Annotated in this window: 12 protein-coding genes and 1 riboswitch; of the genes, 4 read left to right on the top strand and 8 right to left on the bottom strand. The window is 71.0% G+C overall.

Annotation, left to right across the window (positions count from 1 at the left end; genetic code table 11):
• Nucleotides 1-72: 72 nt before the first annotated feature.
• Nucleotides 73-1,053 (bottom strand): adenosylcobinamide-phosphate synthase CbiB, encoded by a 981-nt coding sequence (cbiB, locus tag HXX10_RS11355; RefSeq protein WP_296522322.1) that lies wholly within the window; start codon nt 1,051-1,053, stop codon nt 73-75.
• Between the two features lie 266 nt (nt 1,054-1,319).
• A riboswitch (cobalamin riboswitch) is annotated at nt 1,320-1,548 on the top strand.
• Between the two features lie 30 nt (nt 1,549-1,578).
• On the opposite strand from cbiB, the gene HXX10_RS11360 reads away from it, so the two are divergent.
• The 3 genes from HXX10_RS11360 to HXX10_RS11370 all read left to right on the top strand — a co-directional run bounded on the left by HXX10_RS11360 (nt 1,579) and on the right by HXX10_RS11370 (nt 4,477).
• Complete coding sequence (locus HXX10_RS11360; protein ID WP_296522323.1) at nt 1,579-2,634, top strand: iron ABC transporter permease; 1,056 nt, start codon at nt 1,579-1,581, stop codon at nt 2,632-2,634.
• On the top strand, nt 2,631-3,410 hold the full coding sequence (locus HXX10_RS11365) for an ABC transporter ATP-binding protein (protein ID WP_296522324.1): 780 nt from the start codon (nt 2,631-2,633) through the stop codon (nt 3,408-3,410). Before HXX10_RS11360 ends, HXX10_RS11365 begins: the two co-directional genes overlap by 4 nt.
• Nucleotides 3,411-3,646: 236 nt before the next feature.
• Nucleotides 3,647-4,477, top strand: coding sequence for an ABC transporter substrate-binding protein (locus HXX10_RS11370; protein ID WP_296522325.1), 831 nt, complete (start codon nt 3,647-3,649; stop codon nt 4,475-4,477).
• 156 nt (nt 4,478-4,633) lie between these two features.
• On the opposite strand, the gene HXX10_RS11375 is transcribed toward HXX10_RS11370, so the two are convergent.
• The 7 genes from HXX10_RS11375 to HXX10_RS11405 all read right to left on the bottom strand — a co-directional run bounded on the left by HXX10_RS11375 (nt 4,634) and on the right by HXX10_RS11405 (nt 11,044).
• Complete coding sequence (locus HXX10_RS11375; RefSeq protein ID WP_296522326.1) at nt 4,634-5,011, bottom strand: Na+/H+ antiporter subunit G; 378 nt, start codon at nt 5,009-5,011, stop codon at nt 4,634-4,636.
• 6 nt (nt 5,012-5,017) lie between these two features.
• Complete coding sequence (locus HXX10_RS11380) at nt 5,018-5,287, bottom strand: K+/H+ antiporter subunit F (protein ID WP_296522327.1); 270 nt, start codon at nt 5,285-5,287, stop codon at nt 5,018-5,020.
• Nucleotides 5,284-5,772 carry a Na+/H+ antiporter subunit E gene (locus HXX10_RS11385; RefSeq protein ID WP_296522328.1) on the bottom strand — a complete coding sequence of 163 codons (489 nt, stop codon included), beginning with the start codon at nt 5,770-5,772 and terminating at the stop codon, nt 5,284-5,286. The genes HXX10_RS11380 and HXX10_RS11385 overlap by 4 nt, the downstream gene beginning before the upstream one ends.
• The gene (locus tag HXX10_RS11390; RefSeq protein WP_296522329.1) at nt 5,769-7,322 is read right to left on the bottom strand and encodes a monovalent cation/H+ antiporter subunit D; all 1,554 of its coding nucleotides are present in this window, start codon (nt 7,320-7,322) and stop codon (nt 5,769-5,771) included. The genes HXX10_RS11385 and HXX10_RS11390 overlap by 4 nt, the downstream gene beginning before the upstream one ends.
• Nucleotides 7,323-7,596: 274 nt before the next feature.
• The gene (locus HXX10_RS11395) at nt 7,597-7,965 is read right to left on the bottom strand and encodes a Na+/H+ antiporter subunit C (protein WP_296522330.1); all 369 of its coding nucleotides are present in this window, start codon (nt 7,963-7,965) and stop codon (nt 7,597-7,599) included.
• The gene (locus HXX10_RS11400; protein WP_296522331.1) at nt 7,966-10,797 is read right to left on the bottom strand and encodes a monovalent cation/H+ antiporter subunit A; all 2,832 of its coding nucleotides are present in this window, start codon (nt 10,795-10,797) and stop codon (nt 7,966-7,968) included.
• A 4-nt stretch (nt 10,798-10,801) separates the two neighbouring features.
• Nucleotides 10,802-11,044, bottom strand: a complete 243-nt coding sequence (locus HXX10_RS11405; protein WP_296522332.1) for a hypothetical protein — start codon at nt 11,042-11,044, stop codon at nt 10,802-10,804.
• A 234-nt stretch (nt 11,045-11,278) separates the two neighbouring features.
• On the opposite strand from HXX10_RS11405, the gene HXX10_RS11410 reads away from it, so the two are divergent.
• Complete coding sequence (locus HXX10_RS11410; RefSeq protein WP_296522333.1) at nt 11,279-13,546, top strand: YfhO family protein; 2,268 nt, start codon at nt 11,279-11,281, stop codon at nt 13,544-13,546.
• The last annotated feature ends 109 nt before the right edge of the window (nt 13,547-13,655 follow it).

Genomic DNA, 13,655 nt, shown 5'->3' on the forward strand with positions numbered 1-13,655 from the left:
TGCTTCGCAACAGTCTCGGAATCCTCCGAGTCAATCACCCGGAAACCGTATGAGAGCCCACGTCTCATCTGATCACGTCACGATCATCAGCGCGACCGCCGCCAGCACCACCGCCGTTCCCACGAACGCCACCCGATAGAGTCGCAGCGCACGAACAACATCCTGCGCGGTCGCCTCGCTGCGGCCGCCGCCCATCCAGGCGGCGTCGACGCGGGCGCCGGCATAGACGCGCGGGCCGGCGAGCTTCAGGCCGAGTGCGCCCGCCATGGCGGCCTCCGGCCAGCCGGCATTGGGCGACGTGTGCTTTTGGGCGTCGCGGCGCATCGCGAGCCATGCGCCGCGAACTGACGCACCCGGCACCACGCTCGCTGCCGCGACCAGCATCAGGCCGGTGAGGCGCGAGGCCGGCAGATTGACCAGATCGTCGAGCCGCGCCGCCGCCCAGCCGAAGGCGCGGTGCCGTTCGGTCTTGTGGCCGATCATGCTGTCGGCCGTGTTGATCGCCTTGTAGGCGATCATGCCGGGCAGGCCTCCGACCACGAACCAGAAGGCCGGCGCCGTGACGCCGTCCGAGGCGTTCTCGGCCAGGCTCTCGATGGCGGCCCGGCACACCGCCGCCTCGTCGAGTGTCGCCGGATCGCGCCCGACGATCTTGGCCACCTCGCGGCGCCCGCCCGCCAAGCCGTCCGCCTCCAGGGCGCCAGCGACCGCGCCGACATGCCGGTCGAGATTTCCGGACGCGATCAGCATCGCCACGGCCACGACGACCACGGCGAGGCCGAGCGGCGCCGTCGCATGTGCAAAAGTCTCGATCGTGATGCCGGCCGCGACGGCGACGATCAGCAGCAGCACGACGCAACCGACGCCGGCGGCACGGCGCCGGGCGTCCGGCCAGCCGGGGCGGTTGAGGGTATGGTCGAGTGCCGCAATGAGAGAACCGATCCACGACACCGGATGGCCGATCGCGCGAAACAGCGCGTCCGGATAGGCGAGCATGGCCTCGACGCCGGCAGCGACGACGAGCACGAGCAGGCGGATGGACAAGTCGAGCATGGCGCACGCGTGCCGTCGTTGAACAACGCCGCCGGCCCCGCGAGCCCGGCGGCAGAATCGATGCCGCATACTAGCGGCCGGTCGCCCATCCCGTCATTCCGGGGCGCGGGCCGTCGGCCCGCGAGCCCGGAATCCATAACCCCGGTGCTGATTGTGATCGAGAGACAGGGCGTATGGGTTCCGGGCTCGGCCCTGCGGGCCGCCCCGGAACGACGCTGTCGAATTCGCGCGCCGGCCCATCCTTGTGCGCCGAAAACCTCTGTGGTCTAAAGGGCCCTGTCGCCGGTGCCTCTCGCCCGAGAGGTGAAACGGGAACGCGGTGCGGGCCTCTCTCCCGTCTGGGACAACCTCCCTCCGGGAAAACGCCCAAGGCCGCGGCTGCCCCCGCAACTGTGAGCGGAGCTTTTCGTCCACGCGCCACTGGCTCCTTCGGCCGGGAAGGCGGACGAGACCGATCCGCGAGCCAGGAGACCGGCCGGCGACGGCATGCGCTCGTTCGACGGCGGGTCGACGGAGGAACAGTCCTTGAAAGCAACCGAAGCGGTCCGCACGGCCGGCGTCACCGCGCTCGTGGCACGCGCGGTCGGGCGCGCGCCCGTGCTGCTGCTCGGCGGCCTCGTCGTGCTGCTGTTCCTGCTCTCGCTCGGCATCGGGCCGGTGCGGCTGTCGCCCGACGTCGTCGCCACCGCGCTCTTTGGCGGCGGCAGCGAGGAGCAACGCATCATCGTCCAGGAAATCAGGCTGCCGCGCGCCGTGCTGGCGGTCGCGGTCGGCGGCGTGCTCGGCCTGTCGGGTGCCGCCCTGCAGGGCCTGCTCAGGAATCCCTTGGCGGCGCCCGAGCTGTTCGGTGCCCCGCAGGCGGCGGCGCTGGGGGCCGTGCTGGTGATCGCCACCGGGCTCGCCGACGTGCTGTCGTTCGCGCTGCCGCTGGCCGCCATCGTCGCGGCCTTCGTCTCGGTGTTCGTGCTGCTGGTGATCGCCGGCCGCAATGCCGGGCTGCTGCTGTTGATCCTGGCCGGCCTGGCGCTGTCGAGCCTCGCCGGCGCCGGCACGGCGCTGACCATGAATCTCGCGCCCAACCCGTTTGCGGCGCTGGAAATCTCCTTCTGGCTGCTCGGCTCGCTGGAGGATCGCAGCATCCGCCACGTCGCGATGGCGCTGCCCTTCATCCTGGCCGGCGGGGCGATCCTGCTGTCGCAGCGCCACGCGTTTCGGGCGCTCAGCCTCGGCGAGGAGACGGCCGAGAGCCTCGGCGTCGACGTGTCGCGGCTGCGGCTCGCCGTGATCCTCGGCGTCGCGCTGGGGGTCGGCGGCTCGGTCGCGGTGTCCGGGACGATCGGCTTCATCGGCCTGGTCGGCCCGCATCTCGCCAGGCCGCTGGTCGGCTGGGATCCGGCGCGCCTCCTGGTGCCGAGTGCGCTGGTCGGCGCCGCGCTGCTCACCGCCGCCGACATCGCGGTGCGCCTCCTGCCGTCGACCAACAGCGTGCGGGTCGGCGTTTTGACGGCGCTGATCGGCGTGCCGTTCTTCCTCTATCTGATCGTGCGCGAGCGCCGGGCGCTGTCCGGAGGCGTCGGATGAGCGCCGGCCTTCTCACGGCGGAGCGCCTGTGCGTCGCGATCGGCGGCCGCGACGTGATCACGGACGTCTCGTTCGCACTGCCGCGTGAAAACCTCGTCGCGCTGGTCGGCCCCAACGGCGCCGGCAAGACCACGCTGTTGCGCGCCATGTCGGGGCTGGTGGCGTCGCGCGGCGTGCTGACCGTCGACGGCACCCCGGTGGCATCGCTCACGGCACGTGACCGCGCGAAAAAGTTCGCCTATCTGCCGCAGGGCCATGTGGTGCACTGGCCGCTGCCGGTGCGCGACGTCGTCGCGCTCGGCCGCTATCCGCACGGCGCCGTCGATCCGGCGCGGCTGTCGCGCCCCGACGCCGAGGCGGTGGAGCGCGCCATGCGGGCCGCCGATCTCGACAGTCTCGCCGATCGCCCCGTCACCGAGCTGTCCGGCGGCGAGAAGAGCCGCGTCGCGCTCGCCCGCATGCTCGCCGTCGAGGCGCCCGTGATGCTGGCCGACGAGCCGGTCGCCTCGCTCGACCCGTACTTTCAGATCGAGGTCTTGGGGCTGCTGCAGCGGGCGGCGCGCGGCGGCGCCCTGGTGATCGTGGTGACGCACGATCTCGGCCTCGCGGCGCGCTTCGCCGACCGCGTGCTGGTGCTGCGCGACGGCCGCCTGGCGATGGACGGCCCGCCCGCCGAGGCGCTCGGGCCAGGCCCGCTCGCCGACGTGTTCCGGATCAGCGCCTTCCGGGGCGGCCAGGACGGCCAGCCCGTGATCGTGCCATGGGCGGCGGTGTGATGCGGAACGGGATGGATTGGCTCCAGGCGCCCATGCGCCTTTGCCGGCGCACGTTTCCGCGCCTTTCCCCCCACCCCCGACCCCTCTGGCGCGCAAGGGCGCGCCCCGCCACTCGCTTCGCGAGCGGGGGGAGGGGAGAAGACGGGCGCTGCGGCTCCCCTCCCCCCGCGCACGTAGTGCGTGGCGGGGAGGGGTCGGGGGTGGGGGGCCTGCAGCGCCGGTCTATTGCACGGCGGATGATCCGGAGACTCGGTGTCGCCGCGCTTCTTCTCGTCGCCACGGCCGTCCACGCCGCCGACGCGCCCAAAAGAATCGCCTCGCTCAATCTGTGCACCGACCAGCTCCTGCTGGCGGTCGCCGATCCGGAGCAGATCATCGGCCTGAGCCCCTATGCGCGCGACTCCGGCATGTCGTGGGCGGCGGCGGAGGCGGCGCGCCATCCGGCGCTGTCGGGCGGCGCCGAGGACGTGATGATGCTGCGGCCCGATCTCGTCGTCGCCGGCCGCTTCGAGCGCCGCGCCACCCGAGAGCTGTTGGCGCGCCGCGGCCTTGCCGTCGCCGATTTCGACATCGCTCGCTCGATCGACGAGGCCAAGGCACAGCTCGCCCGCATGGGCGCGCTGGTCGGTCATCCGGAGCGGGCGAGCGCCCACATCGCCGCCATCGACGCCGCGCTCTTGCGCGCCCGGAATGCCGGGTCGAGGAGCGGGCTGCGCGTGCTCGCGGTGTCGCGGCGCGGCTGGGTGCCCGGCATCGACAGCCTGATGAGCGCACTGCTCGCTGCGGCGGGACTGTCCAATGCGGCCGGCGAGCTCGGCATCGCCACCGGCGGCTTCGCGTCGCTGGAGGCGATCGTCGCGGCGCGGCCGGATCTCGTGCTGGTCGCCAGTGCCGCCGAGAGCGCCGAGGACCAGGGCCAGGCCTTCCTGCTGCATCCGGCGCTGACGCGGCTCTATCCGCCGCAGCGGCGCATCGTCATCCCCGAGGCGCTCACCATCTGCGGCGGCCCGATGGTGGCCGCGGCGCTCGACCGGCTCGCCGCAGCGCTCGAGGGCATCGGGCCCTGAGGCGACGATCAATTATTCCAGTCTTCGGTGTCGTCGATCGTTTTGGTCATTGCCGGGCTCGACCCGGCAATCCATCGATCTTCGAAAGAAGGTCTTTTCAAATGATGGATTCGCGGGTCGAGCCCGCGAATGACGAGTCGGAGTTTGTGAAAACCGCTATCGCGGCTCGCACGCGTCCTCGGGCGGCGGCGTCACGGTCGCCCAGCCGGAGTTGTCCGGCACCGGCAGCCGCGCCTGCAGGTCGGGATGGCGCAGGATATGGGCCTTCGCCAGCATGTGGGCCGACACCGGCGCGGTGATGAACAGGAACAGCGTGATCAGCACCTCGTGCAGCGACGGCGTCCCGGTCGCGACCGTGAAATGGACCGTCGAGGCGATCAGCAGCGCGCCGATGCCGAGCGTCGTCGCCTTTGTCGGCGCGTGCAGCCGGCGCATCAGGTCGGGCAGGGTGGCCAGCCCGAGCGAACCGACCAGCAGAAAGAACGACCCCACCAGGATCAGGCCGGCGACGACGATGTCGGAGAGATGAGCCATGTGTCCTCACTCGATGACGTTGCCGCGCAGCAGGTACTTGCAGAACGCCACCGTCGACAAAAAGCCGACCATGGCGAACAGCAGCGCCGCCTCGAAATAGACCGCGGTGGCCCACCAGATGCCCGTCACCACCACGAGCGCGATGGCGTTCACCACCAATGTGTCGAGCGCGAGAATCCGGTCGACCACGTCGGGGCCGACGGCGAGCCGCCAGAGATTGAGAAGCGCCGCGACGCTGATCGCGGCAAAGGCGACCATGCAGGCTGTCTCGATCATTCGAAGATGTCCTTCAGGCGTCGCTCGTAGCGGGATTTTATGGTGCGGACCACAGCGTCCGGATCGGCGGCGTCGAGGCAGTGCACCAGCACGGCGCGGCCGTCGGCGGAAAGGTCGGCGCTGACCGTGCCGGGCGTCAGCGTGATGGTGCCGGTCAGCACCGCGATGGCCTCGGGGGTGCGCAGCTCCAGCGGCACGCTGACGAACACCGAGCGCAGCTTTGGCCCCGAGCGGAACAGGATCAGGCCGGCGACCTGCACGTTCGACACCAGAATGTCCCAGGCGACGATCGCGAAATATTCCAGGACCCGAAGCGGGCGCTTGATGGTGACCCGCCCCGGCCAGTAGCGGCGGGTGTAGAGCGGGATGAGAACGCCGAGCCCGGCGCCGAGCAGCAGGTTGCCGGCCGACAGGGAGTTGGCGAGCCCGATCCAGACGAACGCGACGACGACGCTGAGGAGCGGGTGGGGCAAGAGGTGCCTCATGGCGTTCCCCCCGACGGCATCGCGGCCGACTGCACCGGGGCGACGGCGCGCCGATAGGCCGCCGTGTCGAGAAGCTGGCGCGCGGTCGCGTCGAGCTCGGCCGTGACCGGGCCGGCGAAGGCCGCCAGCAACGCAGTGGCGCCCAGCACCGCGATGCAGACGACGGTGGGCAGCATCGCGGCGCGACCCGGTCGCGCTGGTACGGCCGGACCGGGCGCGGTCTTCCAGAACAGCGTGCTGCCGGCCCGGGCGAAGCCGAGGATCACGGCCAGGCTGGTCGCCAGCACGACGGTCCAGATCACGGCGGCGCCCGGTGCCGAGCCGGTCGCGTCGAGCAGCAGAAGCTTGCCGACGAAGCCGGACAGCGGCGGCAGGCCGGCGACGGCGATGCCGGCGACGAAGAACAGGCCGGCGAACAGCGCGCCCTGCGGCAGGGCCGGGGTCGGCACGATGCGATCGGCGGCGCCGTCGCGCACGCCTGCGACGAGGTCGACGAGCAGAAACAGCGCCGCGCCGGCGAGCGTGCTGTGCAGCAGATAATAGAGGCCCGCCGCGATGCCGCCGAAGTCGAACAGGCCGAACGCCGTGAGCAGCGAGCCCATCGACCAGACCACCGAGAAGCAGGCGAGGGCTGTGAGGCTGCGGCTCGCCAGCACGCCGGCGGCGCCGAGCGCCAGGGTCAGAAGCGCGGCCGGCACCACCCAGGGCGAAGCGACATTCGCCACCGCGCCGGCGTCGACACCGAACACCAGCGTGTAGACGCGCAGGATCGCGTAGGCGCCGACCTTGGTCATCAGCATGAACATCGCCGCCACCGGGCCGGGGGCGGCCGCATAGGCGCCGGGCAGCCACCAGTGCAGCGGCACCAATGCGGCCTTCAGGGCGAACACGAGCAGCAGGAGGAGCGCGCCGGTGCGCAGCAGCGCCTCGTCGGCGGGCGCCACGGTCGCCACCTTGGCGGCGAGGTCCGCCATGTTGAGCGTGCCCGTCACGGCATAGATGACGCCGACCGCGAACAGGAACAGCGTCGAGCCGATCAGGTTGATGGCGACATAGGTGAGGCCGGCCTTCAGCCGCCGGGCGCCGCCGCCGTGCAGCATCAGGGCGTAGGACGCGATCAGCATCACCTCGAAGAAGACGAACAGGTTGAACACGTCGCCGGTCAGGAAGGCGCCGCTCAGGCCCATGAGCTGGAACTGCAGCAGCGGATGGAAGTGGCGGCCGCGCCGGTCCCACCCGGTGATCGCGTAGAGCGTGACCGCGAGACCGACCAGTGCGGTGAGCAGCACCATGGTGGCCGACAGCCGATCGAGCACCAGCGTGATGCCGAACGGCGCCGGCCAATTGCCGAGCGCATAAGGCTGCACATCGCCGTCACGTGCCGACGCATACAGCGCAATCGCGACGGCGAGCAGCAGCGCGGCCGCGCCGACCGAGACGATGCGCTGCAGGTCGAGCCGGTACCGGAACGCCAGCACCAGCACGGCCGCCGTCAGCGCCGGCAGCACGATCGGCATCACGATCAGGCCGGTGAAGGGCAGGGGAGTCATGTGACGGCCTGCGCCGTTGGTCGAGGCTGCCCCCCACCCCCGACCCCTTTGGCGCGCAAGAGCGCGCCCCGCCACGAGCTTCGCTCGCGGGGGGAGGGGAGAAGAAGGCGCGGCGGCTCCCCTCCCTCTCCCCTGTCATGCCTGAGAGCGTCATGCGCGGGCGCGACCCGCGCATCCATCATGGTTCGAAAAAAGGCTTTGTCCGCAGGATGATGGATCGCCGGGTCAAGCCCGGCGATGACGACGGTTGTGAAGGCAGGTTGGTTTTTCGGCATCATGGCGCCTCTCCCGCACGATCCGTCGGCGCTGGCTCCGGGTCGGGCCGGCCGCCGTCGACCCGGTCGGAGCCGGTCTCCAGAAAACCGCGCAGCGCCAGCACCACGGCGAGCGCCGTCATGCCGAACGAGATGACGATGGCAGTGAGCACCAGCGCCTGCGGCAGCGGGTCCGCATACGAGGTCGCGCCGGCGTCGACCAGCGGCGGCCGGTCGAGGGTGAGGCGGCCCATGGCGAACAGGAACAGGTTCACGGCATAGGAGAGGAACACGGTGCCGACGATCATGGTGAAGCTGTGCGGGCGCAGCACCAGATAGAGGCCCACGGCGGTGAGGAGGCCGATGCCGGCGGCGACCAAAAGCTCCATTCAGGCCTCCCCGCGGCGGCTCGGCGCCGGCATCCCCGACACGGCAGTGCGATCGGCCCGCCGCTCGACCCGGGCGATGCGGGCGAGGGCCAGCACCACGGTGCCGACCACGGCGAGAAACACGCCGGTGTCGAACAGCATGGCGGTGGCGAGCTCGATGTCGCCGACGAGCGGCAGATGGACATGCGCGAACGCGCTGGTGAGGAACGGCCGGCCGAGCAGCACGGCGCCGAGCCCGGTCGCTCCGGCGATCAGCACGCCGGCGCCGAGCAGCACATGGGCGTCGACGCGGCGGCGGTCGGCCGTCCAGTCGGTGCCGCTCGCCATGGTCTGCATGATCAGGGCGATTGCCACCACCAGGCCGGCGATGAAGCCGCCGCCCGGCTGATTGTGGCCGCGCAAAAAGATGTAGGCGCCGACCGTCAGCGCCAGCGGCAGCAGCGCGCGGGTGACGACCACCAGCACGGTCGGGTGGACGTCGGCCGACTTCGGCTCCCGGCGCAGCGTGTCGAGCCGGCGCGCCGCGGCGCCCTTGAGCGCGGTGTCGAGCAGCGCCACCACGGCGAGCGCCGCGATCACCAGCACGATGATCTCCCCGAACGTGTCGAAGCCGCGGAAGTCGACCAGGATCACGTTGACCACATTGGCGCCGCCGCCCTCCGGCAGCGCGCGGGCGACGTGGAAGCCCGAGATGGTCGCCGCATCGCGCGTCATCACGGCGAAGGCGAGGCCGGCGGCGCCGAGCCCGCCGGCTGCGGCGATGACGCCGTCGCGCAGCTTTCGCGACAAGCCTGGCTCGGCCGGCGACGTCCTGGGCAGCAGGTTGAGGGCGAGCAGCAGCAGGATGGTGGCCACCACCTCGACGGCGATCTGGGTGAGGGCGAGGTCCGGGGCCGAGAACTGCAGGAAGGCGAGCGAGACGATCAGGCCGGCCACGCTGGTCAGCACCAGGGTCAGCAGCCGTTGCCGGTGCACGACCAGCGCGGCCAGGCTGGTGCTCGCGAGCAGCACGAAGGCGACGATCGCCGGCAGCGTCACGGCCAGTTCTTCGCGCGCACCCGCCGCGTGGGTGCCCGCGAAGAAGCCGGCGGCGCCGACCACGACGATGGTTGCCGTGATGACGGCGAGATAGCGCGGCAGCGAGTCCGTGTGCAGCCCTTCGATCACGCGCCGACAGGCGGCGACCAAAATCGCGACGCCGCCGTCGAACACGGCCTTGGCCTCGATCCGGGGCGCCCGCGCCACCAGCCGCGCCAGCGACGTCCGGACCGCATACAGCACGGCGCCGCCCGCGAACGCCGCGAGGCTCATCAGCAGCGCCGGGGTGATGCCGTGCCACAGCGCCAGCGTCACGTCCGGCAGCGGCGCCGGCCCGACGGTCGCGGACGCCGCGAGTTCCACGATCGGCCCGGCGAAAAACTGCGGCATGAGCCCGATGGCGATCACGGGCACCACCAGCACGGCGACCGGGCCCCACATGCCGGCCGGCGGATCGTGCGGGGCGTGCGGATAGTCGCTGCGGCGGGGCCCCAGAAACACGCCGATCGCGTAGCGGGCCGAATAGGCGACCGACAGCAGCGCCCCGACGGTGGCGAGCGTTCCAAGAATCCAGGCATTGCCGGCGTAGCTGGCGTGGGCGGCGGCCTCGAGCATCATCTCCTTGGAGAGAAAGCCGTTGAGCAGCGGCACGCCGGCCATCGATGCGGCGGCGACCAGCGACAGCGTCGCCGCGATCGGCATCAGCCAGAGGAGGCCGCCGAGGCGGCGGATGTCGCGGCTGCCGGCCTCGTGGTCGACGATGCCGGCGCTCATGAACAGCGCCGCCTTGAAGGTCGCGTGATTGAGGATGTGGAAGATGCAGGCGAGCGCCGCGGCCGGCGTGCCGAAGCCGAGCAGCATGGTCATCAGGCCGAGATGGCTGACGGTGGAGTAGGCGAGAATCGCCTTGAGGTCGGTCTTGAGCAGCGCGATCCAGGCGCCGACCAGCATGGTGACGAGACCGACCGGCGTGACGATCAGGGTCCAGATCTCGGTGCCGGCCAGCACGGGCCACAGCCGTGCGAGCAGGAACACGCCGGCCTTCACCATGGTGGCGGAGTGCAGATAGGCCGAGACCGGGGTCGGCGCCGCCATGGCGTGCGGCAGCCAGAAATGGAACGGCACCTGCGCCGACTTGGTGAAGGCGCCGCCGAGCACCAGCAGCAGGATCGGCAGGTAGAGCGGCGAGGCCCGCACCACGTCGCCGCGCCGGAGAATATCGGTGAGATCGAACGAGCCGGCGGCATGGCCGAGCAGCAGCATGCCGGCCATCAGCAACAGCCCGCCGCCGCCGGTGACGACCAGCGCCATGCGGGCACCCTGGCGCCCCTCGGGCGCCTGGTGCCACCAGCCGATCAGCAGGAACGAGGAGAGGCTGGTCAGCTCCCAGAACACGACGAGCAGCAGGACATTGTCGCTGACGACGATGCCCGTCATGGCGCCCTGGAACAGCAGCAGATAGGCGAAGAATTTTCCGATCGGCTCGGCGCGGTCGAGATAGAAGCGGGCATAGACGATGATCAGCAGGCCGATGCCGAGGATCAGCGCGGCGAAGAACAGACCGAGTCCGTCGAGAAAGAAGCTGAACGAGAGACCGAGCTGCGGCACCCAGTCGGCCGTGGTCCGCACGGCTTCGCCGTCGAAGACGGCGGGCGCGTCGGCGGCGAGCAGCACCAGCGCCGCCACCGTGACGGCGGCCGTGACGGCCGTGCAGGCGTTGCGTCCGGCCCGGATGGCGAGCGGCGGCAGCAGCGCGCCGAGAAGCGGCAGCAGGGCGATGAGCGCGATCCGCATCAGCTCACCGCGCGCGGTCGCGCATCGCGGATCGCGGCGGCTGGCTGCCGGGCCGCGAGAAATCCGTGTCGCTCATGCCCGACGCATCGCAAATCCGACCAAAAGCCATGGCGTGGGTATAGGAACCAAGCAGCGGTGAATCGCTGCGACATCTTGTCCGCGCAGTGTAGCAGGTCTTTTCGATGACGCGTGCGAATGACTGCGGCTGAATGTTGCCCCACACCATTGCGATGGCGTCTGCTTGCATCTCCCTTCTGGAGGGCTTTGCGGGAACCACTCCGGTCGTCCCGGGGCGGCGCGCAGCGCCGAGCCCGGGACCCATAACCCCTGTCTTTCGAGAGCAATCGGCACCGGGGCTATGGATTCCGGGCTCGCGAACCGTCGGTTCGCGCCCCGGAATGACGGGTTCTGCAGGGGCGCAAAGTTACGAGAGGTGAATCCGCGGATGCGCTGGCTGTCGGACCATGAATCGATCCAGGACGTGTCCGCCCCCCGTGCGCGGCTCGGCGTCGTCGTCGCGGCGGTGGTCGCCGTGTGGGGCGTCGCGGTCGCCCGCACGATCGTGGCCGGCACCGTGGTGCCGTGGGATCCCAAGAACCAGGTTTTTGCGTTCTTCCGCTTTCTCGCCGGCGCCCTGCAGGCCGGTGCGACGCCGTTCTGGAATCCGTTCTACTACGGCGGCTTTCCCAGCATCGCGGATCCGCAGTCGCTGGTGTTCGCGCCGCTGTTCGTCGTCTTCGCGCTGATCGATCCTGCCCCGTCGCTGCGCACCTTCGATGTGCTGGTGTCGGTGCATCTGCTGGTCGGCGCCCTCGCGCTCGCGGCGCTCGGTTTTCGGGCGCGGTGGCCGGCGGCGCCTTGCGTGCTGGCCGCGGTGCTGTTCATGCTGGGCGGTGCCGCGGCCGGGCGGCTGCAGCACACCGGGATGATCGTCAGCTACGCCCTGGTGCCGAGCGTGCTGCTGCTGATCGAGGTCGCGCTCGACCGCGTGTCGTATGTCTTTGCGGTCGCGGCCGGCATCGCCGCGGCCCTGCTGGTGCTCGGCCGCAACCAGGCGGCGCTGCTTCTGTGCGTCGTCGTCGCGGCCGTGGCGATCGGCTGCCTCGCCGGCGCGCCGCGGCCGCTCGTGTATCTTCGCCGCCGGCTCGGCGTGCTCGCCGTGATGGTCGTCGTCGCGGTGGCGCTCGCCGCCGTGCCGATGCTGCTGACCCTGCAGTTCGCCGCGCTGTCGAACCGGCCGGCCGTGACGCTCGCCGATGCGCTCGCCGGCTCGCTGCATCCGGCCAATCTGGCGACTTTGTTCGCGGCCGACGTGCTCGGCACCCATGGCGCCTATTTCGGCCCGGGCGGACCGGCTACGCCCGATCTCGCCAACACGGACGACTCGTTCAACTATCTGTTCGTCGGCGCCACGCCGATGCTGCTGATCGCCTGGCTCGGCCTCGCCGGCGGCGGCCTGTGGCGCCGCGGCTGCCGGGTGTGGACCGCCGTCGCCGTGGCGGCGCTTCTTTATATGCTGGGCCGCTACACGCCGGCCTTTCCGCTCGCCTTCGCGCATCTGCCGGGCGTCGATCTGTTCCGCCGGCCGGTCGACGGCGCCTTCGTGCTGACGGCGGCGCTGGCGCCGCTCGCCGGCGCGCTTCTGGCCGCCTATGTGCGCGAGGGTATTTCGCGGGTGCATCTTGTTCCGGGCGGGATCGCACTGGCGGCGGTCGCCGCGGCGGCGGGTGCGGCCGTGCTGTTTGCCCACGCCACCGGACATGCGGCGCATGCACTCGGTGCGCTGGCCCAGGCCGGCGGCATCGCCGCGATTGCCGCGCTTGCTTTGGTGCTCGGCGCGCGAACAAACAAACGCGCGCTCGCCGCCGGACTCGTCACGACTCTCGCCGTCGCCGAACTGGTTGGTTGGAACGCCGCCTTCCGTCTGAACGCCGAGCCGCGTGAAAACTATGCCGTGCTGGAGGCGCCTCTGCCTGCCGACGCCGCCGTGCTGGCCGTGCTCGACCGGGCGATCGCCGAGGCGCATGCCGCCGGCGAAAAGCCGCGCGTGGAAATCATCGGGCTCGGCGGCGCCTGGCAGAACCTCGCCATGGTGCGCGGCTTCGAGGCGACCAACGGCTACGGCCCGCTGCGCATCGGCGCCTATGATCGGCTGGTTGCCCCGGCCGAGGAGAACTGGCGCTTCGGCTTCCGCACCTTCCCGACGTCGTTCGACGGGTTCGACTCGCCGCTCGCCAAAGAGCTCGGGCTGACCCTGCTGGTGCTCGGGGCGCCGATCGAGACCATGCCCGGGCTGCCCCGCCGACCGGCGGCCGAGGTGCTGATGGCCGGTCCGCACGCCTGGATCTACCGGCTGCCCGGGGCCCGCCCGCGGGCGGAATTGCGGGGGTCCGCGAACGACGACGAAACGACAGGGCGCGGCGAGGGCGCGAGGGCCGGCGCGAGGGAGGGCGCGAGGGAGGGCGCGAGGATTACGGCCTGGCGGCCCGACCGGGTCGAGATCGCCACCGACGCCGATCGCGAGACCGAGCTGGTGCTGCACGACCTCGCCTATCCGGGCTGGGTCGCCGAGGTCGACGGTGTCGAAACACCGATCCGGACGGTCGATGTCCTGTTCCGCGGCATCAAGGTACCATCAGGCAGCCATCGGGTGGTGTTCCGTTTCGCCCCTCTCGCGCCCAAGAATCTGGTCGATGCGGCCCGCGGCCTGCGCGGCGGACGGGGCACGCCGGGCGACCGGCGTGACTGACGAATCACCTGTGGTCGACCGAATTCGGCGTGAAAATGCAAAACGGTACCTCTGTTTTGCCGGGACGGACCGATTCGGCCGGCACGTGCGTCGGCTAGCCAAAACGACT

Source organism: Rhodoplanes sp. (assembly GCF_013377085.1).
GTDB lineage: Bacteria > Pseudomonadota > Alphaproteobacteria > Rhizobiales > Xanthobacteraceae > Rhodoplanes.